25 protein-coding genes are annotated in these 22,887 nt (G+C 68.0%); 4 read left to right on the forward strand and 21 right to left on the reverse strand.

The genetic code is table 11. From position 1 onward, the window contains the following. Position 1: 1 nt before the first annotated feature. From QUE68_RS25000 to QUE68_RS25020, 5 genes are all read right to left on the reverse strand, one after another. Positions 2-586, reverse strand: coding sequence for a TlpA disulfide reductase family protein (locus tag QUE68_RS25000; protein WP_284234964.1), 585 nt, complete (start codon positions 584-586; stop codon positions 2-4). Next, entirely contained in the window at positions 583-1,197 is a 615-nt protein-coding gene (locus QUE68_RS25005; RefSeq protein WP_284234963.1) for a histidine phosphatase family protein, read from the reverse strand. Before QUE68_RS25005 ends, QUE68_RS25000 begins: the two co-directional genes overlap by 4 nt. Beyond that, the gene (hemL, locus tag QUE68_RS25010; RefSeq protein WP_284234962.1) at positions 1,194-2,495 is read right to left on the reverse strand and encodes a glutamate-1-semialdehyde 2,1-aminomutase; all 1,302 of its coding nucleotides are present in this window, start codon (positions 2,493-2,495) and stop codon (positions 1,194-1,196) included. The genes QUE68_RS25005 and hemL overlap by 4 nt, the downstream gene beginning before the upstream one ends. A gap of 93 nt (positions 2,496-2,588) precedes the next feature. Further along, positions 2,589-2,891, reverse strand: a complete 303-nt coding sequence (locus tag QUE68_RS25015) for a hypothetical protein (protein WP_284234961.1) — start codon at positions 2,889-2,891, stop codon at positions 2,589-2,591. A gap of 46 nt (positions 2,892-2,937) precedes the next feature. Continuing rightward, complete coding sequence (locus QUE68_RS25020; RefSeq protein WP_284234960.1) at positions 2,938-6,369, reverse strand: YVTN family beta-propeller repeat protein; 3,432 nt, start codon at positions 6,367-6,369, stop codon at positions 2,938-2,940. A 130-nt stretch (positions 6,370-6,499) separates the two neighbouring features. Between QUE68_RS25020 and QUE68_RS25025 the strand changes: the two genes are divergently transcribed. After that, on the forward strand, positions 6,500-6,697 hold the full coding sequence (locus QUE68_RS25025) for a hypothetical protein (protein ID WP_284234959.1): 198 nt from the start codon (positions 6,500-6,502) through the stop codon (positions 6,695-6,697). A 97-nt stretch (positions 6,698-6,794) separates the two neighbouring features. Further along, positions 6,795-9,404 (forward strand): LuxR C-terminal-related transcriptional regulator, encoded by a 2,610-nt coding sequence (locus tag QUE68_RS25030; RefSeq protein WP_284234958.1) that lies wholly within the window; start codon positions 6,795-6,797, stop codon positions 9,402-9,404. Position 9,405: 1 nt separating this feature from the next. Here QUE68_RS25030 and QUE68_RS25035 read toward each other — a convergent pair whose 3' ends face one another. From QUE68_RS25035 to QUE68_RS25100, 14 genes are all read right to left on the reverse strand, one after another. After that, positions 9,406-9,804 (reverse strand): nitroreductase/quinone reductase family protein, encoded by a 399-nt coding sequence (locus QUE68_RS25035; RefSeq protein WP_284234957.1) that lies wholly within the window; start codon positions 9,802-9,804, stop codon positions 9,406-9,408. A 32-nt stretch (positions 9,805-9,836) separates the two neighbouring features. Further along, positions 9,837-10,322: a pyridoxamine 5'-phosphate oxidase family protein gene (locus tag QUE68_RS25040; protein ID WP_284234956.1), complete on the reverse strand. Its 486-nt coding sequence runs from the start codon at positions 10,320-10,322 to the stop codon at positions 9,837-9,839. Positions 10,323-10,340: 18 nt separating this feature from the next. Beyond that, entirely contained in the window at positions 10,341-10,610 is a 270-nt protein-coding gene (locus QUE68_RS25045; protein ID WP_284234955.1) for a hypothetical protein, read from the reverse strand. 45 nt (positions 10,611-10,655) lie between these two features. Beyond that, positions 10,656-11,246: a TetR/AcrR family transcriptional regulator gene (locus QUE68_RS25050; RefSeq protein ID WP_284234954.1), complete on the reverse strand. Its 591-nt coding sequence runs from the start codon at positions 11,244-11,246 to the stop codon at positions 10,656-10,658. Next, positions 11,233-12,099, reverse strand: coding sequence for an oxygenase MpaB family protein (locus tag QUE68_RS25055; RefSeq protein WP_284234953.1), 867 nt, complete (start codon positions 12,097-12,099; stop codon positions 11,233-11,235). The genes QUE68_RS25050 and QUE68_RS25055 overlap by 14 nt, the downstream gene beginning before the upstream one ends. 65 nt (positions 12,100-12,164) lie before the next feature. Beyond that, positions 12,165-12,395 carry a hypothetical protein gene (locus QUE68_RS25060; protein WP_284234952.1) on the reverse strand — a complete coding sequence of 77 codons (231 nt, stop codon included), beginning with the start codon at positions 12,393-12,395 and terminating at the stop codon, positions 12,165-12,167. Continuing rightward, a complete protein-coding gene (locus tag QUE68_RS25065) occupies positions 12,392-12,871 on the reverse strand; it encodes a DUF3093 domain-containing protein (protein ID WP_284234951.1) in 480 nt (159 codons plus the stop codon). The genes QUE68_RS25060 and QUE68_RS25065 overlap by 4 nt, the downstream gene beginning before the upstream one ends. Then, the gene (locus QUE68_RS25070) at positions 12,868-13,269 is read right to left on the reverse strand and encodes a hypothetical protein (protein WP_284234950.1); all 402 of its coding nucleotides are present in this window, start codon (positions 13,267-13,269) and stop codon (positions 12,868-12,870) included. Before QUE68_RS25070 ends, QUE68_RS25065 begins: the two co-directional genes overlap by 4 nt. Before the next feature lie 24 nt (positions 13,270-13,293). Beyond that, positions 13,294-13,701, reverse strand: coding sequence for a hypothetical protein (locus tag QUE68_RS25075; protein WP_284234949.1), 408 nt, complete (start codon positions 13,699-13,701; stop codon positions 13,294-13,296). Beyond that, positions 13,698-14,678 (reverse strand): porphobilinogen synthase, encoded by a 981-nt coding sequence (hemB, locus tag QUE68_RS25080; protein WP_284234948.1) that lies wholly within the window; start codon positions 14,676-14,678, stop codon positions 13,698-13,700. Before hemB ends, QUE68_RS25075 begins: the two co-directional genes overlap by 4 nt. Before the next feature lie 91 nt (positions 14,679-14,769). Further along, positions 14,770-16,431, reverse strand: coding sequence for a bifunctional uroporphyrinogen-III C-methyltransferase/uroporphyrinogen-III synthase (locus QUE68_RS25085; RefSeq protein WP_284229132.1), 1,662 nt, complete (start codon positions 16,429-16,431; stop codon positions 14,770-14,772). 3 nt (positions 16,432-16,434) lie between these two features. Further along, positions 16,435-17,394, reverse strand: coding sequence for a hydroxymethylbilane synthase (gene hemC / locus QUE68_RS25090; RefSeq protein ID WP_284229134.1), 960 nt, complete (start codon positions 17,392-17,394; stop codon positions 16,435-16,437). A 4-nt stretch (positions 17,395-17,398) separates the two neighbouring features. Beyond that, positions 17,399-18,772 carry a glutamyl-tRNA reductase gene (locus QUE68_RS25095; protein WP_286274594.1) on the reverse strand — a complete coding sequence of 458 codons (1,374 nt, stop codon included), beginning with the start codon at positions 18,770-18,772 and terminating at the stop codon, positions 17,399-17,401. A 64-nt stretch (positions 18,773-18,836) separates the two neighbouring features. After that, positions 18,837-19,109: a glutaredoxin family protein gene (locus QUE68_RS25100; protein ID WP_284229138.1), complete on the reverse strand. Its 273-nt coding sequence runs from the start codon at positions 19,107-19,109 to the stop codon at positions 18,837-18,839. Positions 19,110-19,201: 92 nt separating this feature from the next. Between QUE68_RS25100 and QUE68_RS25105 the strand changes: the two genes are divergently transcribed. Together QUE68_RS25105 and QUE68_RS25110 are read left to right on the forward strand one after the other, a co-directional pair. Then, a complete protein-coding gene (locus tag QUE68_RS25105) occupies positions 19,202-20,044 on the forward strand; it encodes an HAD family hydrolase (protein ID WP_454786393.1) in 843 nt (280 codons plus the stop codon). Between the two features lie 64 nt (positions 20,045-20,108). Beyond that, a complete protein-coding gene (locus tag QUE68_RS25110) occupies positions 20,109-20,651 on the forward strand; it encodes an FAS1-like dehydratase domain-containing protein (RefSeq protein ID WP_284234945.1) in 543 nt (180 codons plus the stop codon). On the opposite strand, the gene QUE68_RS25115 is transcribed toward QUE68_RS25110, so the two are convergent. Beyond that, positions 20,652-21,719, reverse strand: coding sequence for a lysophospholipid acyltransferase family protein (locus QUE68_RS25115; RefSeq protein ID WP_284229142.1), 1,068 nt, complete (start codon positions 21,717-21,719; stop codon positions 20,652-20,654). It abuts the gene before it with no gap. Between the two features lie 33 nt (positions 21,720-21,752). Next, positions 21,753-22,877, reverse strand: coding sequence for an SDR family oxidoreductase (locus tag QUE68_RS25120; protein ID WP_286274595.1), 1,125 nt, complete (start codon positions 22,875-22,877; stop codon positions 21,753-21,755). Positions 22,878-22,887 lie beyond the last annotated feature (10 nt).

Consider the following 22,887-nt stretch of genomic DNA (forward strand, 5'->3'; position numbering starts at 1 on the left):
GTCACTTCTCCGACGCCAACCTCTGCACGACGGGCAGCAGATCCTCGGCCAGGAGCTCGCGCAGGAAGACCGCGGCGACGCGGTGTTGGCGGTCCAGCACGACGGTGGACGGGATGACGGTGGTGGGGTACCTGCCGCCGAACGCGATCATGGTGCGCATGGCCGGGTCGTAGATCGACGGGAACGTCACCTTGCGGTCGGTGACGAAATCGACTGCGGCGTCGCGGTTGTTGTCCCGGACGTCGATGCCCAGGAACGCCACGCCGTCGGCCCGGGTGGCGTCGTAGACCTTCTGCAGCTCGGGGATCTCGGCGCGGCACGGTCCGCACCACTGTCCCCATACGTTGATGACGACCACCTTGCCGGCGAAGTCATCCAAGGAGACCGTCTTCGACGGGTCGGTCAGCTCCGGGCCGCTGATCTTGCCCGGCCGGCTGCGACTGTCGGGCGGGTCGTAGAGGATGTCGGTCTTGCCGCCCGGCGCCACGAATTCAAAGGTGCCGCCCTGGGCCACCGCGTCATCACCCGTCGCGCACGAGGTCAGCGCGACAGTCGCCGACACCAAGACGGCCAGCAGCCATCTCACTGCCCGGCCAGCTCCGCGTAACTCCAGCCGACCATCGCGTCGTCGTGGAAGTAGAAGGACGTCAGCGAGGCGTGGTTGCACATCCGGTTGGCCGCGGTCGGAAGATGGTGCAGCGTCTGCCCGGTCAGGGAACGGCGCAGCGTCGCCGTCGGCAGCTGGTGGCTGACGCACACCGCCTCGTGGCCGACGGCGGAGTCCCTGGCCCGGTACAACGCGGCCTGCATGCGGTCGGCGATGTGCCGGTACGGCTCACCCCAGGACGGCGTCCGCGGATTGCGCAGATGCCACCAGTTGCGGGGATTGCGCAGCGCACCGTCACCCGGCGACACCCGCTCGCCCTCGAAGACGTTCTCGGACTCGACGAGGTCGGCGTCGGTGCCGATCGACAGGCCGTGCGCCGCGGCGATCGGTGCGGCGGTCTCCTGCGCGCGTTCCAGCGGTGAGGAGACGACGTGGACGACGTCGCGAGCCGCCAGCCAGTCGGCCACCCGCTGCGCCTGGGCGCAGCCCTTGTCGGACAGGTGGAAGTCGGGCAGCCGCCCGTAGATGATCTTGTCGGGGTTGTGGACCTCGCCGTGTCGCATCACGTGCACGATCGTCGTCACCGTCATGAGGGCCGCTTCGCTTCTGCGGCAGCACGGGCCGCGGCGGGCAGGGCGGCGGCGATCCGTTCGAACGCGTCGTCGTCGAGCGCCGTCGACACGAACCACGCCTCGAAGGCGCTGCAGGGCGGATACACCCCCGCGGCGAGCAGCGCGTGGAAGAACGCCGGGAAACGCCAGGTGTCGGTGGCGCGCGCGCCGGCGAAATCGACGACCTGCTGGCCGGTGAAGAACACGCTCAGCATGTTGCCGCACCGCGAAATACGATGTGTGACAGACGCTTCGGTCAGCGTACTGGTGAGCAGGTCGGCCAGGCGGTCGGCGTTGGCGTCCAGGGTGGCATACGTGGCGTCGTCGGCGGCGCGCAGCGTGGCGAGTCCGGCGGCCATCGCCACGGGGTTACCCGATAGCGTGCCGGCCTGGTAGACGGGGCCCAGCGGTGCCAGCCGTTCCATCACCTCGGCACGACCGCCGAAGGCCGCCGCGGGCAGCCCACCGCTCATCACCTTGCCGAACGCGAACAAGTCGGCGTCGACGGGATCCTTTCCGTACCAACCAGATCGGCTTACCCGGAAGCCCGTCATCACCTCGTCGAGGATCAGGAGCGCGCCGTGCGCGGCCGTCACGCGGCGCAGACCGGCGTTGAAGCCGGGCAGCGGAGGCACGGCGCCCATGTTGCCCGCCGCGGCTTCGGTGATCACGCAGGCGATGTCGTCGCCAAACTCGGCGAACGCCGCCTCGACGGCGCCGATGTCGTTGTAGGGCAACACGATCGTGTCGACGGTGGCCGCGCCGGTCACACCCGGGGAGGACGGCAGCCCCAGCGTCGCAACGCCCGAGCCGGCATCGGCCAGAAGCGCATCGCTATGCCCGTGATAGCAGCCGGAGAACTTCACGATCTTCGCGCGTCCGGTGAAGCCCCTGGCAAGCCGGATCGCGCTCATCGTGGCCTCGGTACCCGAGTTGACCAGGCGGATCCTCTCGACGGGGGCCACGCGGCCGACGATCTCGCGCGCCAGCTCGCTCTCCGACGGCGTCGGCGCACCGAAGCTCAGCCCGTCGGCGGCGGCGCGCTGCACGGCCTCCACGACGGCCGGGTAGGCGTGGCCGTGGATCATCGGGCCCCAGGAGCACACCAGATCGACGTAGCGATTGTCGTCGGCGTCGGTGAGCCAGCAACCCGAGGCCTTCGTGATGAACCGTGGGGTCCCGCCGACGGCGTTGAAGGCACGCACCGGTGAGTTGACCCCACCGGGTATGACGGCCGACGCCTCGGCGAACAGCCGCGCCGACGTTTCGATACGCATGATCTCCAGTGTCCCAGTCGGCCCACCGGCGTCAACTACAGGGTGTAGGAGAAAGGTCTCACCTGACCGGGGTCGACGAGTCGGCGGGCCACCCTACAAACACCACGGGTAGCACCGATCGCTCGGCGGGGGGTTGTCGCCGTCCCAAATGTTCGACTCGGGAGGTGGCGGAGAGTTTCGTGGCACGTTGCCCTTCCCGAAGTCGACGCGGTACCAGGTGTGGCAGACGTTCATGTCCCAGAGAAATTCACCGCCCGGGCCCGGGTAGCTCATGGTTTGCCCCGGGCACCACACGAACGGGCCCTCGTTGACGGCCTTGGCGGTGCCCGCGGCCAGGCCGAGACCGCTCGATACCAGCGCAGCAGTTGCCAACCCCGCGATGAGTGTTCGTTTCATGGTGACTTCCTTTCCAAGGGCGGTGGACGGATGACGCTGGCCGGGATCAGTAAGGGAGGTCGATGGCCCACACGGTGCCGTCGTCGTAATGGGCGACGTAGACGGTGCCGTTGGCGCTGACCGCCACACCGGCCGGGCCGTCGCCGACGGCCTTGGTGGCGATGACGGTGTCGGTGGCAGTGTCGATCACCGACAACGTGCCATCGTTGAAGTTGGCGACGTAGGCCCTTGTGCCGTCGGGGCTGAAGGCCATTACGGCCGGCGCGTTGCCGACGGTGATGGTGGCGGTGACGGTGTTGGTGACGGTGTCGATCACCAGCACCGTGCTGTCGTTGACCCAGGAGACGTAGACGCGGGTGCCGTCCGGGCTGACCCACACCAATTCCGCGGGGCCGCCGACGCTGATGGTGGTAATCACGGATTTCGTCGCCGCGTCGATCACTGCCACGGTGTCGGTCATCGAGTCCGCGCCCATGGCGACGTAGAGGGTGGCGCCGTCAGGGCTGATCGCGGCCAAGGCGGGGGCACCACCGACGGTGATGGTGTCGACCACGGTGTTGGTGGCAGTGTCGATCACCAACACGGTGCCGGCATCGCGCTGGGTGACATACAGGATGGCGCTGTCGGGACTGACCGCCACCCCGTTCGGAACGGGGCCGACGTTGATGGTGTCGATGACGGTGTTAGTGACGGTGTCGATCACCGACACGGAGGTGTCCTGCCCGTTGTTTACGTAGGCAGTGGCGCCGTTGGGGCTGACCACCACCGTGAGGGGAAGGTCGCCGACCGTGATGGTGTCGACGACGGTGTTGGTGACGGTGTCGATCACCGACACCGTGTCGTCATTCGGGTGAGTGACGTAGACGGTGGCGCCGTCGGGACTGATCGCCACCCAGCCCGGACCGTCGCCGACGTCGAGGATGGTCGGGACCTTGAACAGATTGACGCTCGCCTTGACGAGGGTGGTGTGGCCGAAGCCGGGCGCGAACACGCCGAATGGTCCGTGCAGGTGGAATCCGGTGTCCGCGGACATGACGGTGAACTCGTCGGTGCCACCGGTGCGGGCGAATGCGGGGCTGGGCGTGTAGGTGAACGTGCCGTCCCGGTTGAGCACCACCGACCCGTACTTCGGCGCCTCGACGACCCTGAGACTGAGCGGGTCGCCATCGGGGTCTACCGCGGTGAGCTGACCGGTCACCACCCCGTCGCGGGTCTGGACGTTCAACTCGGCGTCGTAGCCGATGGTCGGCGCCTCATTGAAGAACGTGCGCTGCACTTGCTGGGCGACCCGGCCCAGCAGGCTAAACAGCACCGACACCACGCTCGTCTGTGTGGCTTGAGCGACCGGAGCATGTTGCAGCGCAACAATGTTCAGTTGTACCGCCGATGCATCGAGCACCGACACGGTGTCGTCGTCGAAGTTGCTGACGTAGAGGCGGGTGCCGTCGGGACTGACCGCCACAAAGGTCGGGTCTTCGCCGGTGGTGTGGGTAGCGATGACGGTTTTGGTGGCGGCGTCGATCACCGACACCGTGTCGTCGTTTTGGTTGGCGACGTAGACGGTGGCGCCGTCCGGGCTGACCGCCACACCGGCCGGAACAACGCCGACCGTGATCGTGGCGGTCACGGTGTTGGTGGCGGTGTCGATCACCGACACCGTGTCGTCGTTGTCGTTGGTGACGTAGACGGTGGCGCCGTCCGGGCTGACCGCCACCCCGAATGGGTCGTCACCGACGGTGATGGTGGCGGTGACGGTGTTGGTGGCGGTGTCGATCACCGACACCGTGTCGTCGAGGGCGTTGGCGACGTAGACGGCGGCGCCGTCCGGGCTGACCGCCAGCCCGTCCGGGTTTTCGCCGACGGTGATCGTGGCGGTGACGGTATTGGTGGCGGTGTCGATCACCGACACCGTGTCGTCGTCGCCGCTGTTGGCGACGTAGGCGGCGGCGCCGTCAGGACTGACCGCCACCCAGCGCGGGTTGTCGCCGACGGAGATCGTGGCGGTCACGGTATTGGTGGCGGTGTCGATCACCGACACGGTGTCCTCGCCAAAGTTGGTCACGTAGGCGCGGGTGCCGGAGGGGCTGACGGCCACCCCGAACGGATCGATGCCGACGGTGACGATGTTCGTGACGGTGTCGGTAGCGGTGTCGATCACCGACACGGTGCCATCACCTACGTTGGCTACGTAAGCGGTGGTGCCGTCCGGGCTGACCGCCAGCCCGATCGGGCCGTCGCCGACGTCGAGGATGGTCGGGACCTTGAACAGATTGACGCTCGCCTTGACGAGAGTGGTGTGGCCGAAGCCGGGCGCGAACACGCCGAATGGTCCGTGCAGGTGGAATCCGGTGTCCGCGGACATGACGGTGAACTCGTCGGTGCCACCGGTGCGGGCGAATGCGGGGCTGGGCGTGTAGGTGAACGTGCCGTCCCGGTTGAGCACCACCGACCCGTACTTCGGCGCCTCGACGAGGCTGAGACTGAGCGGGTCGCCATCGGGGTCTACCGCGGTGAGCTGACCGGTCACCACCCCGTCGCGGGTCTGGACGTTCAACTCAGCGTCGTAGCCGATGGTCGGCGCCTCATTGAAGAACGTGCGCTGCACCTCGCGGCGCACCCAGGCCAGCACTGCCAACAGCCCGACCGACTGCACCGGCGCAGCGGGGGCAGTCGTCATCGACGGACCAAAGCCCACCCACGCCAACAAACCCGACACGACGCGCGACACCACGTTCGACACGACGCCGAGCGGGTTCACCGGGGCCGCGGGCAGCAGCTGCGCCACCGTCACCGCGGCGGGCGCGGCCAAGGCGGGCGCAGGCGAGGCGGGGGCGGCGCCGGTACGCGCCGACGACCGCATCACCACCGGCTGATGTGAAACGACCACACCACCGGCGGCGGGCATCCCCCGGTCCGGACCGGCAACGTCGTGATCCGCCGCTGGGCGGTCGACGCTAACTGGCTGCGCGGGCGCGGGTTCTTCGTGATCGGAGGATGTGGTGGAGCCAACGGACCTTGCGACCTGCGCCGGCGCCGAGTCGTCCGACTTGATCGGCAGTTCTGGCACAAGCGGTTCGGTCCCCTCCGCGGGTTCGGAGTCCGCCGACTGGGAGTCCTCGGGTTCCGACCCATCCGCAGGCGTCGAGGTGTTCCCCTCGCTCGATGCGGCCGGCTCCTCGTCGGTGCTCGAGGTGTGGGCGCCACCGGAACTCTGCACGATCCCCGCCCGCGGGTCGCCCGTCGGATCATCTGTCCTCGTGTTCTTCGTGGGTGACTCCATACTCGCAATGTCCGGAGGAGACGCGGGCCTCTGGTCGTCGGTCGACGAGGAGTCAGCGTTGGCCGGCGATTCGCTGGCTGCCGAGGAATCCGACGGGGGCTCGGCCAACGCGACCCCCGGCGTAGTGACCACCGCCGTCCCGATGCCCAGTGCCACCGCCAGCGCACCAACCCGGCCGATGAATGTGGCGTTGCCCATATTGGCACCTCCGTCGACGCGACTCGCGATTGCGAATCGCCCTGCCAGGAAGGCTAAGTTCGCCCCCGCGGTCCGGCTGGGGTAGTCCACTACCCCACTCGCGCGTCCCAGGAGACGCAAGTCTTCGGGTATGGCCACTGATGCCCGCCGAGCCGAGTCACTGCAACGGTTGCCGCTCCCGTACGCGACCGCCTTGCGAATGCGCGATGCCGGGATTGCCGACGACGTCATCGCCGAGTGCGTCGGGTTGGACCCCGACGCGCTGCCTACGTTCATGCGAGTCGCCGATGCCAAGCTCGCCGCCGCATACGGGCGGCCACCGGCCTGATCGAGCGCCCGGATTGGCCTAGACGTTCACGCACACCCGGTGTTCGGGCCTTCTCGTACAACCAAACCCGGGCGCCCGTGGCGGTTAGAATCGGCCGGTGATCCGTCAGTGGCCACTGATCGGACGGTCGGAAGAACTTCAGGTGATCGCCGACGCCACGCAGGCACCCACTGACGGTGCCCGCGGAATCGTGTTGTCCGGCAGCGCCGGTGTCGGCAAGACGCGGCTGGCGCGTGAGGCCGTCGCAAGGTGCGGTCCACGTAACGCGCGCCAGCACTGGATCATCGGGACCGCATCGGCACGTGGCATTCCGCTTGGCGCCTTCGCCCACATCGCCAGCAACTTCGGGCCCGATCCCCTGCGACGGGTGCGCGAGGTGATCGCCGGGCTCATCGGCACTGCCCGCGACGGCGAGGTGGTCATAGGTGTCGACGACGCACATCTCTTGGATGACCTGTCGGCGTTCACTGTTCACCAACTCGCCACGCGCCGACTGGCTACCGTCATCGTCACGATCCGCTCGGGCGAGTCACCACCGGACGCGATCACTGCGCTGTGGAAGGACATGCACCTGGAACGCCTCGAACTGCAACCGCTGTCGCAGTCCGAGATCGCCAGCCTCCTCGAGCAGGTTCTCGACGGAACCGTCGATTCGGGTTCTGCACAACGACTTTGGCGTTACACCCAGGGGAACTCGCTCTATCTGCGGCACCTCCTCGAGAGCGAAGTGAACGCTGGTCGGATGACACGGCGGTCGGGCGTCTGGCTGTGGGACGGCCATCCCCGGCTCTCGCCGACGCTCACGGAGCTACTCGCGGCGCGGCTGGCCCAGGTGCCCGCCACCGTCCGTGACGTCCTCGACGCGCTCGCCGTCGCCGAGCCATTGGACGCGGACGTATTGGCCGCCGTGACGGATGCCCACGCACTCGCCGAGGCCGAATCACTCGGGTTGGCAAATGTCGACTCCGGCGTGCGACCTGCAGTGGTGCGGCTGGCACATCCACTGCTCGGTGAGGTCCGCCGCGCCGCCGAGTCCCTGCGACTGCGACGATTGCGCGGGCGCATCGCCGGCGAACTCGCCCGAAAGGACTCGACGGATCCCCGAGACCTGGTCCGCCGCGCGACGCTCACCATCGATTCGGACCTGCAGCCGGACCCCGCGTTCCTCCTCGGTGCCGCAGCGGCCGCGATGCAACTGCTAGACCATCGGCTCGCGGAGATGCTCGCCGAGCATGCCGTCGCCGCCGGTGGCGGCCCAGAGGCCAGGATCGTGCATGCGATGGCCATCACCTGGCAAGAGCGCGGCGCCGAAGCGGAGACCATCCTCGCCGACCTCGCCGAGCAGTCGTCGGGCCCCATGCGGACGCAGATCGCGATACTTCGGGCTCTGAACTTTGCGGTGGTCCTTGGTCAACTGTCCAACGTCGAGCGCGAACTCGAGATGCTGCCCGCCGACGACGAGTTCGCGCAGGCGATCGACACCGCGCTCCGCGCGCTGATCGACTTGGAGCGCGGACACTCCGAAGCCGCAGTCGAAGCGGCGTACGCCGCCTGCGCCGACTCTCCCGAGGGTGACATCGCGCAGATCCTCCTAGCCTGGGTCTTGGTCGCAGGCCTTGCTGACCTTGGGCGCATCGACGAGCTCGAGCCAGCCGCCAACAGCGGCTACGCCATCGCCGACAGGTCTGCGGGGGTGTCACACCTGCGGCACCCGGTGGCGTTCCTGCACGCCTACGGCTACCGACTCGCGGGTGCGCTGACACGACTGGACGCCGTGATCGCCCGGATTCGGCACGACACGCGCGACATTCCGTTCGAGGAGTCATGGCACAGCGTGCGGGTCGGCATGTCGGCGATGAGCCGGGGCGCTCTGGACGACGCGAGCCGCTCACTGCGGGAAGCCGTTGCGTATCTGGGTACCGGCGACAGCGGGCGCATGATGAAGTGCTTCGGACGGTCGTGGTTGACGACCGTGACCGCAATGGCCGGGAGAGCGACCGACGCACGCCGTGAACTCGACCAGATCGAGTGGTGGGCCGAAGACCCCGATGCCTGCATGGTGGATGCTGAGAAATCCATCACCGAAGCCTGGGTATTTGCCGCCGAAGGTGCTGTTTCACAGGCAATCTCGATCATCCGCGAAGCGGCGTCGAGGGAAGGCGACCGAGGCCGGTCCGCCTGGGAACTCGTGCTCCTGCAGACGGCGACACAGTTCGGGGACCGCACCACCGCTTGCAGACTGGCCGAGTTGACCGGCGTGGTCCAGGGCCCACGCGCAGGGGCGGCCGCCGCCCACGCCGCCGCGCTCGCGGCGGGAGACGGTGACGGTCTGATCGATGCGTCCCGCCGCTACGAGGCATTCGGCGACCGCCTCGCCGCCGCCGACGCCGCCGCCCACGCCGTCCTGGCCTACCAGCACGCCGGGCGGCGCGGTGCGGCGATGAGCGCGTCAGCCGCGGCTCAGCGTCTGGCCGCCGAATGCCAAGGGGCCCAGACTCCTGCACTACGGGCGGCGGCGACACTGCAGCCGTTCACCGCTCGTCAGCGCGAGATCATCTCGCTGGCCGCACGAGGGTTGTCCAACAAGCAGATCGCCGAACGACTCACGATGTCGACCCGCTCGATCGAGGGACACCTCTTCCGCGCGTCACAGCGCGTCGGAGCCAACAGCCGAGAACAGCTGATCGGCATCCTCCAGGGCTCATGAGCTAGGCGGACGCTAGGTCGCCCGGGGTCAGCGCGAAGACCGGATGATCGGCATCGTCGGGAAGCTTCGCCCAGTAGCCCTCGACGATCTTGCCCGCCAGCGGACGGTAGACGGCGATGATCGGGGCCCGCTCCTCGACCGGCACCTCGGTGGCGACGAAGCTGACGTCGTCGAGCGTGACGCTTGGATCGGCACGGACGTTGCGGACCCACTCCGATTCCCCGCGCGTCGACACCAAGTACTTCACCCCCTCGACCTCCGGCACGACCACGGGGATCTGCTGAGGCTGCTTGCTGGCGCGTTTGGTGACCACGAGCGTCGCGCTGCCCCCGATCCCGAACGCCATCGCGGCCTTGTTGAACACCTTGGCGGTGAACCACGGGGGCTTGAGGTAGGCCATGGGTCAATTGTGGTCCCGTTGCGGTGCGAAGGCTAGGCCGCTGTCCACAGCAGCGGTTCGCCCTCGCCGCGGGTCATCACGGTGCCCGCCATCACCCGCAGTCGGTGTGGGGCGAGTCGCAGCACCGCGAACTGTTCGGACGTCGGACCAGCACTCCACATCGGGATGACATACGGGTCGTAACCGACCGGCGCAGGACCATTGGCGAACTTGTCCCACACGGCTTTTCGCGTCTCTTCGTCGAAGTAGAACTGAGCCGCGCATTCAGCGCTACAGGTGTCGTGGGTGGTGGTCCAATAGCTGACCGACACGTCGGGGTGAACCTCGAGGTGCGCCCGCTTGAGCGGGGTGGGCACGGTGGCGATCCAGCCGATCAGATCCGTCCCGTCCCACTCCCAGATCGGGTGCAGGATGCGCGTGCGTGGTCGCCCGTCCCGGTCGACTGTGGCGACGGACGCCCACACGATCTCGTGGGCCATGTCGCGGAAGGCGGGCGCAATCTGATCGAGTGGCGTCACGGCGATCAAGCCTAGCGACTAGTCCTCGTCGCTCAGGTTCGTCCCGCGGACACCCATGACGTCCTCTCGCTTCACGCCCCCGCCGTCTTCGACGTCGCCGAACTTGGGGCTGCCGTCCTCATCGACCCAGTCGGCCACCGCCTGGCCCGTCACGGTGTTGCTGGTGCCCGGCAGCCCGATGGTCGGCCGGTCGTCCTCGTAGGCCTTGGCCATCTCCTTGGCCTTCTCGCGATGCTCGTCGGTGACCTCGGGCTTCGGGATGGTGCCGTTCTCGTCGTCGTTTGCCATGCTGCATGGCTGCCCGGAAGTGTGACCCACCAAACAATCGCGGGGCTAGACGGCTACGGCTCGCAGCGCCGTCGGAAGGCTCGGCAGGAAGTGCCTCCTGGCAAAGGCTCGCAGCTCGTCGGGGGTGCTCAGGGATTCTGCGCTCGGCAGCAGCAGCACCATCGCCGCGTAGCGCAGGATCGTGTCGGCCAGGTCGTTGACGGCGACCACTCCGATGCGGTCGGCGAAGCCGGCCGGGAAGATCACCCGCAGCGCCTCCGCCATCCGATCGATCGCAGCGCCATGGTGATGGCGGGCCAACTCCAGCACCAGGGCAGGCTCGTCGGTGATCATCTGGTTGAGCACGCGATGCCTGCGAAACATCAGAATCGACTGGGTGAAGGCCTCGACGTAGTAGTCCGCCGGCTTGACGGCATGCTTCAACTCCGCGGCGATGTCGGCGAACAGGACGACGTTCTCGCGTTCGATGACGGCCGCCACCAACTCGTCGCGATTGGCGAACCGGCGGTAGATGGTCGTGCGGCTGACGCCCGCCCGGCGGGCGACGTCGTCGAGGGCGACCCGCTGGAAGCCGTGCCGTTCGAACTCGACCAGGGCGGCGTCCAGAATCGCGGACGTCGAGTCAGCCGCGGGCATAGCCGACTTGCGCGAAACTGTTGTAGCGCAAGCGCATCGGCAGCCGATCCCACGCCCAGTTGACCGGTCGCGACCGCCATGCCGCCGCAAATGTTTGATATGCCCGCTCTCGACGGTCGCTCCACGGCAGCCCGAGCAGGTCGCGGGCCCGTGGCGGCATGCCACCGGTGGTGATGAACGCGGCGAGCGGATTGAACAACGGAGACAACAGCTTCCACGCCAACGGGGACACTCCCTTCGGACGCGGGAAGCCCTTGGTGACGTAGCCGACGCCGTACTTCGCCGTGGGGTGGGCGACCACGATGTCGTTCATCATCTGATCCCAATACCGTTGGAAGCCCGCGTAATCGGTGGGCATCGGCCGCTCACTGACCCCGTAGCGGCGGTACCACGTCTTGGACTCCAGGTAGATCCGTTCCTTCTCGTCGTCGGTCAGCCGCTTGACGAACGTGTCGGCGAAGTACAACACCTGCTCGACGAACGTGGCGTGCGCCCAGAAGTACGTCTCGGGGTTCAGTGCGTGGTACTTGACCACCACCCCGTCCTGAGCGGGCATGTCGCCCTTGATGTCCCGATGGAAGTCCCGCACCCGGATGCCCTCGTCGGAGTCCTCGCCGCCGTACACCGTCATCATGATCGGCGGGATCGACCGCTTGACCCGGGCGGCGGTGTCGGAGAAGAACACCGAGTGGTCCAGCACGCCCTGCCCCAGCTCGGCCAGCATGTTCTGCAGCACGGCGGGTCGTGGACCGATCAGGTACATGCGGTTGTCCCCGAAGTATTTCCAGACCAGCGATCCGGGGCCGAGGGGGAGGGCGTCGGCGCGTTGCGGGTTCTCCGCCAAGTCGGTCATGTGACACAGTGTTACAGATTTCGCACTTTGTACCAACAGGCATGTGAGCAGGCTCACCCACTGCCTCAGCCGCGACGAAGCCCGGTGACCCCGAGGACGGCCAGGACACCAGCCACCGTGGCCAGCAGCACGGCCAACACGATCAGCGAGGGATCGTAGATCACCGTCGGCATGGCGGGTTCGGACGGAATGACCGGAGCGGCCAGCTCGGCGGACCGGGCCGCCAGCCAACTCACCGCGCAGCCGACCGCCGCCAGCACGGCCAGCACCAGCTCGACGACGGCGCGGGTCCTCATCGCGCACGCTCCTCGACGACGGAGCCCAGCGCGATCCGCAGCTGGCGGTGCCTGCGCGCCCAGGCCTGCGCCCGACGACCGCTACTGAGCTTCAGACCGATTCCGGTACGGCCGCGTGGCACCCCGGTCAACTCCCCCAACGCCCGCGACGACTGCCATGTGGGGACCTCGGCGCCGTCGGCCTCGGGGTAGACCCTCTCGATCTCGGAGACGAGGATCGTCTCGGCGCCCTGGCGGAGATATTCCGGTGTCAGCTCGACCGACGTGTGGATGCGCGCGGCCTTGACCTGCAGGCCGAGGAATCCGGTGACCAGTATCAGGAAGACACCCGGCAATAGGGGCTGCCATCCGTAGCCCGACGACAGCTGGATCAGCATCATCGTCGTCGCGGACAACGGTCCGGCGAGCAACCACCACCACGTCGCTCCAGGCTCGCGGAACAGCACCGTCGGTTCCTCGGGCCGTGGTTCGGTCACGCCACCGCCCGAGCGTCGAACCATTGCTGGGACACCGCGCGCTGCGTCATCGCCGAACCCGTGATTAGCAGGATCATGATCACCGCCACGATCAGGACGCCGAACACGGCGATCCCGCCGAGGACCAGCAGGACGGCGTAGTACGCCACCGTGGCTAGCGCGAGGCCCACCCCGGCGCTCGCGTAGCGCTTGAAACCGTTGCGGGCCCGCCCCGCGAGGTACCCCTGCCCGAGACCGACGAGGATCAGGATGATCCCGGCGACCTGAAAGAAGAGCGCGGTGCTGAAGGTGGCGATCAACATCCCGAAGGCCGCCGTCAGAATCGCCGCGGCCAACCAGCACCAGAAGGCGGCGGTGACGGTGCGGGGCCGACTGGCAGGCGCTGGGGAGTCCGGCATGGTCGGGTCAGCCTATCGTCCCGTTCAGCGCGTGAAGAAGGCGTGGGCATCCTTGCGATGCAGCAGGTAGATACCACCGGCGATGCACACCGACCCGATGATCGCGGTCACCGCGAAGAGGACCGCCGCCGCCGTCGGCCGCTCCACGCTGAACAGCGTGCTCAACGCGTACCCGATCGTCGCCGCACCCCCGCCCGTGAGCACGGTGCGGGTCCACCGGTAGCCCTGGCGCATCAGCAGCAGGAACGTCACCACGACCGAGACCACGACGACGAGGAAGATCGACGACGCCCCGTACACCAGCGCCGCCGGACCCTTCACCGGTAGTGCCACCAGGTCGACGACGTAACCGGCCACCATCATCGGTAGCGCCACGACACACAGCCAGAAGCCGGTGTCGACGTCCTCGGGGCGCGCGGCGGGTCCGGTCACGCCAACCAGTCGGCGACGTCGGCCGCCCAGTAGGACAACACGATGTCGGCACCGGCTCGCCGGATGCTGGTCAGCGTCTCCAACGCGACGGTTCGCAGATCGATCCAACCGTTCGCGGCGGCCGCGCTGATCATCGAGTACTCACCGGAAACCTGATATGCCGCAACGGGAACCGGTGAGATGTCGGCGGCGGCCCGCACCACGTCGAGGTACCCCATCGCCGGCTTGACCATGATGATGTCCGCGCCCTCGTCGATGTCGAGCTCGACCTCGTGCAGCGCCTCTCGCGCGTTGCCGGGGTTCTGCTGATAGGTCCGGCGGTCACCGTCGAGACTGGAGCCGACGGCCTCGCGGAACGGACCGTAGAAGCCGGAGGCGAACTTCGCCGCATACGCCAGGATCACCACGTCGGTGTGCCCGGCAGCGTCCAGTCCGTCCCTGATCGCCGCTACCTGACCGTCCATCATGCCGCTCGGACCCACCATGTGAGCGCCCGAATTAGCTTGTGCCACGGCGAGTTCGACGTAACGGGCATTCGTGGCGTCATTGTCGACCCTGCCGACCCGGTCCAAGACGCCGCAGTGGCCGTGGTCGGTGAACTCGTCGAGGCAGGTGTCGGCCATCAGCACCGTGTCGCCCCCGAGGTCCGACGCCAGATCGCGCAGTCCCACGTTCAGGATGCCGCCCTCGGCCACCCCGGCCGAACCGGTCGCGTCCTTGTCCTGCTCGCGCGGAACGCCGAACAACATGAGCCCGCCGACACCGGCCGCGACGGCGTCGGCGGCCGCCTTGCGCAGCGAATCACGGGTGTGCTGAACGACTCCCGGCATGGACTCGATCGGCCGCGGCTCGTCGATTCCATCGGCGAGGAACATCGGCAGCACCAGATGCCGTGGCTCCAGCGAGGTTTGGGCGACCAACCGACGCATGGCCGGGGTCGACCGCAGGCGCCTGGGTCGATGCCTGGGAAAGCTCATGGGGAAAGTTCCGTCACGTCGAAAGTACGGTTGATGCACGCATCGCCCGAGTAAGGCCGTAAACAACCGTACTGTCGGCGAAGGTCCATGGTCAGCGGCGGCGACTCTTCTTGCGCGGCGGGGGCAGGGCGCCTTCCGCGCGAAGTCGAGCGGCGTGTTCGGCCAGTGCCTCGACCAGCGGACCCACGGCGGCCGTCTCCGGCTGCACGTCGACCCGAAGCCCGAATTCGGCTGCGGTCTCGGCAGTCTTGGGCCCGATGCACGCGACGATGGTCCGCGCATGCGGCTTGCCCGCGATGCCGACGAGGTTGCGGACGGTCGAGCTCGACGTGAAGCACACCGCGTCGAACCCGCCCGTCTTGATCATCTCGCGGGTCTGCGCCGGCGGCGGTGCCGCCCGCACCGTGCGGTAGGCGGTGACGTCCTCGATCTCCCAACCGCGTTCCCGCAGGCCCTCGGCCAGAGTTTCGGTGGCGATGTCGGCGCGGGGCAGCAGCACCCGGTTCACCGGATCGAAGATGTCGTCGTACGGCGGGAACTCGTCGAGCAGACCGAGCGAGCTCTGCTCACCCGACGGCACCAGTTCGGGGTTGATGCCGAACGCCCGGACCCGGTCCGCGGTCGCCTGGCCGACGCACGCGATCTTCACGCCGGAGAACGCCCGCGCGTCGAGCCCGAACTCGTTGAACTTCTCCCACACCGCACGCACTGCGTTGGTGGAGGTGAACACCACCCACTGGAAGCGACCATCGACCAGACCCTTGACCGCGCGCTCCATCTGGGCGGGGCTGCGGGGCGGTTCGACCGCGATGGTCGGAACCTCGATCGGGGAGGCGCCGTGGGAGATCAACCGGTCGCTCATCTCGCCGGCCTGATCCTTGGTGCGCGGCACCAGGACCGTCCAGCCGTAGAGCGCCCGGCTCTCCCACCAGTTGAGCTTGGCGCGGTTGGAGACGGTCTTGCCGATGGTCACGACCAACGGACCGACCAGCGGTCCGGCGGCCAGCCCCTCGGAGCCGGAGGCGGCCAGCGTGGCCTTGTCGAGCAGGCCCGCCAGCGTGGTCTCCACCGAACGCTGCTGGCACGTCGTGCCGTTGGCGGTGACGACGCACGGCGTCGACTCGGTGAGCCCGTATTCGATCAGCGTGCGCGCGGCATCGGGAAGATGGGTTGCCGTGGCGTGCAGGATCAGTGGGCCGGGAGCGGCGGCCAGCGCAGCCCAGTCCACGTCGCCGCGGACATCGGCGACGGTGTGCGACGAGCCGAGGGGCAGTCCTGCGTAGGTCGGTACCGCGGTCGCGGGAGCGAGTCCCGGCACGATCTCGAAATGGGCCTGCGTGCGGGCCAGCACGCTCACCTCGGTGATGACGGAGTCGACCGACAGCGGGTCACCGGCCACCAGCCGCACCACGTCGGCGCCGGTGCGCGCCTCGTGCAGCAGCAGCTTGGCCACCTCGGTCGGATCGCCCAGTGCGGGACGAACGTCCGCGCCGCCGGGGAGGGTCGTCGCGGCCGGCGTCTCCGCCGGTGTCGCGTCGTCGTTCTGTGGCGCCGCCTCGGCAGGACCCGACGTGGGCGGCAGCTCGGAGCCAACTATGGCGAGCACCGCCTCGGGTACGTCAGGGTCCGTGAAGACCAGTGCCGCGTTGGCCAGGACCGTGCGCGCCCTCGTCGTCAGCAGGCCCGGATCACCGGGGCCCGAACCGACGAACGTAATGCGGCCGGGCTTGCTCTTGCGCCCTCGGGTCGTCATCCTTCACTCCCGCTCTGTCGTCCGCTGATCCAACAACTCCCGTGCTCCCAGGTCGAACAACTCCGCGGCGACCGAGAGACCAAGCTCCCGGGCCCGTTCGGGCTTCCCGATCCCGGACGCACGGATCACGTCGGATCCGTCCAGCGTCGCCACGCAGCCGCGTAACGACAGCTCCTCGAAGAGGTTGCCCTCCTCGTCGATGGACTCGACCACTTCCGCGATCGCACCCACCGGCGCGGAACACCCCGCCTCGAGCTCGGCGAGCAGGACTCGCTCCGCGGTGATTGCGACGCGCGTGTCGGAATGGTCCATCTCCGCCAGCAGCGCAACGAGCTCCGCGTCACCCGCGCGACACTCCACCGCGAGCGCTCCCTGAGCCGGCGCTGGCAACATCTGCACCGGTTCCAGAGTCTCGGTGACGACATCTTGCCGTCCGATGCGGACCAGTCCCGCCCGGGCGACGACGACGCCGTCGAAATCACCGTTGCTTACCCTGTTCAACCTGGTGTCTAGGTTGCCTCTTAGGGGGCGAATTTCCAAACCGAGACCCAGTGCTCTAAGCTGCGCCGTCCGCCGCGGGCTCGACGTACCGATCACCGAACCGGCTGGCAACTCTCCGAGGACCAGTCCGTCGCGCGCCACCAAGGCGTCCCTGGCGTCCTCGCGAGGCGGGATGGCGGCGATGACGAACCTGGCGTCGGCCGCGGTGGGCAAATCCTTGTACGAGTGCACCGCCACGTCGACGGTGCCGTCGGCGACCGCTTCCCTCAGGGCCGCGGTGAACACTCCGACGCCGATGTCGGGGATGGGTTGATGCGAGCGGTCCCCGGCGGTCAAGACGATGACGAGTTCGGCCGCATGCCCCCTGGCCACCAGAGCGTCTCTGATGAGACCGGCCTGAGTGGTAGCCAACAGGCTGCCTCTGGTGCCGATGCGGATCGCCGTATCGCGCGAAGATGCCAAGTGCTTACTCGGCCTTGCCAACATCGAGCCGAGACTCCATTGCCACTAGATTCGTTGCGAGGAGGGGTAATTCGCCACCGGAAACCGCGTCGACGGCCTGCGGGTCGAGCTCGAACAGCTCGCGGAGCGCCTCGGCGTAGCTGTCGCCCCCCGGTGCACTGGCCAGTTGCTTGACGCGGACCGTCGGGGCGTGCAGGAGCTTGTCGACGACGCGGCGAACGGTCCGGGCGACCTCGTCGCGGTGGGTGGCCTCGAGCCCCGGCAACCGGTTGTCCAGGCGGAGCAGCTCGGCTTCGACGACGTCGGCGGCGCGTTGGCGCAGCGCGGTGACGGTCGGCGTGACCTCGGCCATCCGTTGGCCGACAAGGTAGTTGGCAACCTCGGCGGCGACGATCGCGCGCGCCTCCTCGGCGTCCGAGGCAGCCGCCCGGGCGGCCGGTTCGCGCTGAATGCGCTCCATGTCGACGACGTAGACGCCGGGCAGACCGGCGATGGCCGGGTCGACGTCGCGGGGCATGCCGAGATCGCACACCACCAACTGCTTGGGTTCCTGGCCGTGCGCAAGACCTTGGTGTACGTCGGCGAGGGAGACCACGGGGCGCACGGCCCCGGTACAAGAAACGACGACGTCGGCATCGGCAAGGACGGCCGGGATGTGGTCGAACGGGAACGCCTTCGCATCGACGCCCTGGGCCTTCAGGTTCTGGACGAGGCGCTCGGCGCGCGGCAGCGAGCGGTTCACGACGTGCACCCGGCCGATCCCGGCCCGCATCAGATGTGCGGCCGCCAGGGAGCCCATCGACCCGGCACCGATCACGGCGGCGGACCGCCCGGCCAGCCCGCCGGACAGCTTCCGGTCCGCCATGTCCAGTGCCACCGACACCACCGAGGCGCCCGCGGCATCGATCCCGGTCTCCGCGTGCACCCGCTTGCCGACGGAGAGCGCGCGCTGGGCCAGTTCGTGCAGCGTGCGTCCGACGGTCTGATTGGCTTCGGCCAAGGCGTACGAGCGGCGGACCTGACCAAGCACCTGCTGCTCGCCGATCACCGCCGAGTCCAGGCCGCTGGTGACCGCGAACAGGTGCTCGACGGCGGCCTCGGCGTAGCGGACGTAGGCGTACTTGGTGAGATCGTTCAGCGACATGCCGGAGTGTTCGGACAGCACCTGACCGATCACGGACAGCCCGCCGTGGAACGCCTCGACGACGGCATAGATCTCAACGCGGTTGCAGGTCGACAGGACCATGGCCTCGGTGACGAGGGAAGATTGCAGCAATTGCTCGACGACCTTCGCCTGGTCGGCATCGTCGAAGCTCAGCCGTTCCAGCACGGACACCGGGGCGCTGCGATGCGAAACCCCGAACAGAAGAACGCTCATGGCCTCGTCACCACGATTTCAAGATAGTCGCCGATCAGGCCGCCGACCAAATTAGCGGTGAGGGTCACTCCCTCGTGAGATCCTCGCGCAGCCGTGCCTCGTCGACCTCCCAGTAGCCATGTTGAACGCCGTCGAGCAGCACGACCGGAAGAAGGTCGCCATACTCGGCGCGCAGCGATCGATCTCCGGCTGCCGCAGCGGCGTCGACGTCCACGGCCGACCACGCGAACCCGAGTTCGTCGGCGAGACCGGCGAGCACCGTGGCGGCCTTCTCGCAGAGGCTGCAACCGGCGCGGGTCAGCAACTCCACGGTGTGCCGGTTTCGGACATGGTCCACGGCTGCAGAGTATCCCCGTGGCCTAAGGTTCAAGGGTGTCCGAGTCAGGGGCTGAGGCCGAGCTGGGCGCCGATCTCGAGGCCGGCCGCCGGATCGGCGACGAAGCCGACGCGATCGATCACATCATCGCCGACGACGCGTCCAAGACCGATCCTCCGCCGCCCGACCTGACGGCCGCCGCCTTCTTCGACGTCGACAACACCCTGGTGCAGGGCTCGTCGCTGGTGCACTTCGCCCGCGGACTGGCGGCACGCAACTACTTCACCTACGGCGATCTCGTCCGATTTGGCTACGCGCAAGCCAAGTTTCAGCTCACCGGCAAGGAGAACAGCGACGACGTGGCCGCTGGACGCACCAAGGCCCTGGCGTTCATCGAGGGTCGCCGGACGTCGGAACTGTTCGAGGTCGGCGAGGAGATCTATGACGAGATCATCGCCGACAAGATCTGGCAGGGCACGCGAGCGCTGGCCGAGATGCACCTGGAGGCGGGTCAGCAGGTTTGGCTCGTCACGGCGACGCCTTATGAGTTGGCCGCCACGATCGCCCGCAAGCTCGGTCTGACGGGCGCTCTGGGCACGGTCGCCGAATCGGTGGACGGCGTGTTCACCGGCCGGCTGGTCGGCGAGATCCTGCACGGCGCGGGCAAGGCGCACGCCGTCAGGTCGCTGGCCATTCGCCAAGGGCTCAACCTGCGGCGTTGCACCGCGTATTCGGACAGCATCAACGACGTTCCCATGCTGTCGCTGGTGGGCACGGCGGTCGCCATCAACCCCGACGCGGCCCTCCGCGACCTGGCCCGAAAGCGAGGCTGGGAGATCCGCGACTTCCGCACCGCCCGCAAGGCCGCCCGCATCGGAGTCCCGTCGGCGCTCGCGCTCGGCGCGGCGGGCGGCGCGCTGGCCGCGGTGGTGTCCCGTCGAGGGCATGGCGGCTGAGCGGTCGCTGATAGGCTCGTCGCCGCTGGACCAGGAGCACTGAGCGGGGAGCACGTCTGTAGAAATGAGCATCGCCGAAGAGATCATCGGTACCCACTACCGGTATCCCGATTACTTCCTGGTCGACCGCGAGAAGGTGCGCGAGTTCGCCCGCGCGGTGAAGGACGAGCACCCCGCGCACTACGACGAAGCCGCGGCCGCGGAGTGCGGCCAGGACGCGCTGATCGCGTCGTTGACTTTCGTCGCCGTCGCCGGTCGGCGGGTGCAGGCCGAGATCTTCAACCAGTTCGACGTGCCGATCAACATGGAGCGGGTGCTGCACCGCGATCAGAAACTGGTCTTCCATCGTCCGATCGTGGTCGGCGACAAGCTGTGGTTCGACTCGTATCTCGACTCGGTGATCGAGTCACACGGCGCAGTCATCACCGAGATCCGCGGCGAGGTGACCGACGATGACGGCAACCCCGTCCTGACCAGCACGGTGACGCTGTTCGGCGAGTCGAGCAGCGCCGAGGAGAATGCCGAGGTGACGGCTCAGATCGCAGCCGGACGTGACGCGGCGATGAAGAGAATGATCGCCGGCCAGAACTCGGCAGCCGCCAAGTAGCTAGCCCAGGAACGGATTGCGCCGGTTGGCGAGCAACTGGTACAGCGTCTGCTGAATGGTCTCGCGCACCTGGTCGGTCAGTTCGAAGGTGATCATCGGATCGTCGGCCGCCGACTCGTCGTACTCGTCCGTGGCGATCGGCTCGCCGAACTGGATGTGCCACTTCGACGGCAGCGGCACCAGCCCGAGCGGTCCCGCCATCGGGAACAGGGGCGTCAGGGGAAAGTACGGCAGACCCATCAGCCGCGCGAGCAGTTTCACGTCGGCGAGCATCGGATAGATCTCCTCGGACCCGACGATCGAGCACGGCACGATGGGGGCCTTCGCCCGCAGCGCGGCGCCCACGAACCCGCCGCGCCCGAAGCGCTGCAGCTTGTAGCGGTCCCGAAAGTTCTTGCCCAATCCCTTGTAACCCTCGGGGAACACCGCGGTGAGTTCACCCGCGGCGAGAAGTCGATGGGCGTCGGCCGTGCACGCCATGGTGTGCCCCGCCTTGCGTGCGGCCTGGCCGACGAACGGCATGTCGAACACCATGTCGGCTGCCAGCAGGCGCAGATCGCGCTGCGCCGGATGGTTGTCGTGGACGGCGACCTGGGTCATCAGCCCGTCCAGGGGCAGGACGCCTGCGTGGTTGGCGACGATCAGCGCCGCGCCGCTCTCCGGCAGGTGCTCGATACCGCTGACCTCGACCCGGAACCAGTTCCGGAAGAGCCCTCTCAGCAAGGGCAGGAAGACAGCCTCATTGAGGTGCTTGTCGAAGCCGAACTCGTCGACTGTGTAGTCGCCCGACATCCGCTTGCGGACGAACTCGGCGGCCGCGGCGATGCTCTGAGACAGTTCATTCGCGCCCGCACCGTCATCGGCCGCGGCCCCTGCGGCACTGCGCCGGTCGTCGATCTCACGGATGACGGCCGCCAGCTCGTCGGCGGATGCACGCGTCCCGGGATCCTGGAGGAGGGACGGATGCCGACGTGCGCCATCGGCGCGCGCCGCAGCCCGTCTCTGAGCCGACGTGCGGCCCGAATTGGAATGCAGCGGAATGACTTTAGCCCTTGACTCACCCGGCACTTCGCTACCTTCTCCCCGCCCCAAAGGACAAGACTAACGCCCCCAGCGCTCTGCCGCTGAAATGGCGCGGCTCTCCAACGAGCGTACCCATCGCGTATCGACGATCGGCGTCAAACTTCGGCCGCGGACGTAATCGTCGAAAGCTTCCGCCGTGGTCCACTTCGGGTTGTAACCTAAGACCCTACGCATCCTCGCGGTGTCCATCACCCTGCCGAAGCTGACGTAGTTCAGCTGTTCACGATCGAGCTCGGTGTAGCGCGTTGCGCGCCGCAGCGAATCGACGGCGGACAGCGCCGATCGGGGCACCGGCAGCGGCACCCGACCCGACCTGCGGATCGCCTGCGACATCATGATGATTCCCGCCGCACCCACGTTGAAGGTGCCCGAGCGGCCCGCCATCGTCGCGCGCTCCAGGACACCGAGCGCGTCCTGTTCGTGCAAGAGCTGAAGGCGGGCGTCATGGCCAAGCACCGACGGCACGACGGGACCGGCGAGGTAGCGCGAGAGCGCCGTGTCCATCGCGGGCCCGATCATGTTGGCCAGCCGCAGGATGGTCACCGCGAGGTCGGGGCGCCTGCGCGCCAGCCCACGCGCATAGCCCTCGATGTCGATGCTGTCGCGGGCGAAGCCCTCGCCGGGGGGCCGGCGGGAACTGCCGTCCTCGGTGAACAGCACGGGGTCGCGCGAGGACGACCCGTACACCTCGGAGGTGGACTTGAGGATTACCCGACGCACCGACGGCGCCTTCTGGCAGGCCGCGAACAACTGCATCGCGCCCATGACGTTGATCTCCTTGAGCGCCGCCCGGCCACCCGCCCCCGGCGCATAGGAGGCTGCCGCCGCATGCACGACGGTGTCGACGCCCCCGTTGCGAATCACCTTGGCGATGAACGGGTTTCGGATGTCGGCGCGGACGAACTCGGCACGACCCATCCGTCGTAGCAGATCCTTGCTCGGCGCCACCGCGTCGACCGCGATGACGTGGTCGATCTCCGGATTCTGCGCCAGCCTGGCCGTCAGATACCCGCCGAGGAATCGGCACGCACCGGTGACCAGAACCACCTTCGGCTGCGGTACCGCATCCGGCGAATCCGTACCACCCGAGCCCGGGTCGGCCGATTGGCCGCGGTCTCTGTCAGACCGGCCGGTGGAATCCATCGCGACAGCC

The organism is Mycolicibacterium sp. TUM20985 (assembly GCF_030295745.1).
Lineage (GTDB): Bacteria > Actinomycetota > Actinomycetes > Mycobacteriales > Mycobacteriaceae > Mycobacterium.

Excerpts from the sequence above, each read along its gene's own strand:
- QUE68_RS25020 (WP_284234960.1), bottom strand. The coding sequence starts at position 6,369 with ATGGGCAACGCCACATTCATCGGCCGGGTTGGTGCGCTGGCGGTGGCA.
- QUE68_RS25050 (WP_284234954.1), bottom strand. The coding sequence starts at position 11,246 with ATGCCCGCGGCTGACTCGACGTCCGCGATTCTGGACGCCGCCCTGGTC.
- hemL (WP_284234962.1), bottom strand. The coding sequence starts at position 2,495 with ATGCGTATCGAAACGTCGGCGCGGCTGTTCGCCGAGGCGTCGGCCGTC.
- QUE68_RS25060 (WP_284234952.1), bottom strand. The coding sequence starts at position 12,395 with ATGAGGACCCGCGCCGTCGTCGAGCTGGTGCTGGCCGTGCTGGCGGCG.
- QUE68_RS25085 (WP_284229132.1), bottom strand. The coding sequence starts at position 16,431 with ATGACGACCCGAGGGCGCAAGAGCAAGCCCGGCCGCATTACGTTCGTC.
- QUE68_RS25055 (WP_284234953.1), bottom strand. The coding sequence starts at position 12,099 with ATGACCGACTTGGCGGAGAACCCGCAACGCGCCGACGCCCTCCCCCTC.
- QUE68_RS25005 (WP_284234963.1), bottom strand. The coding sequence starts at position 1,197 with ATGACGGTGACGACGATCGTGCACGTGATGCGACACGGCGAGGTCCAC.
- QUE68_RS25095 (WP_286274594.1), bottom strand. The coding sequence starts at position 18,772 with ATGAGCGTTCTTCTGTTCGGGGTTTCGCATCGCAGCGCCCCGGTGTCC.
- QUE68_RS25110 (WP_284234945.1), top strand. The coding sequence starts at position 20,109 with ATGAGCATCGCCGAAGAGATCATCGGTACCCACTACCGGTATCCCGAT.
- hemB (WP_284234948.1), bottom strand. The coding sequence starts at position 14,678 with ATGAGCTTTCCCAGGCATCGACCCAGGCGCCTGCGGTCGACCCCGGCC.
- QUE68_RS25025 (WP_284234959.1), top strand. The coding sequence starts at position 6,500 with ATGGCCACTGATGCCCGCCGAGCCGAGTCACTGCAACGGTTGCCGCTC.
- QUE68_RS25070 (WP_284234950.1), bottom strand. The coding sequence starts at position 13,269 with ATGCCGGACTCCCCAGCGCCTGCCAGTCGGCCCCGCACCGTCACCGCC.
- QUE68_RS25035 (WP_284234957.1), bottom strand. The coding sequence starts at position 9,804 with ATGGCCTACCTCAAGCCCCCGTGGTTCACCGCCAAGGTGTTCAACAAG.
- QUE68_RS25045 (WP_284234955.1), bottom strand. The coding sequence starts at position 10,610 with ATGGCAAACGACGACGAGAACGGCACCATCCCGAAGCCCGAGGTCACC.
- QUE68_RS25015 (WP_284234961.1), bottom strand. The coding sequence starts at position 2,891 with ATGAAACGAACACTCATCGCGGGGTTGGCAACTGCTGCGCTGGTATCG.
- QUE68_RS25120 (WP_286274595.1), bottom strand. The coding sequence starts at position 22,877 with ATGGATTCCACCGGCCGGTCTGACAGAGACCGCGGCCAATCGGCCGAC.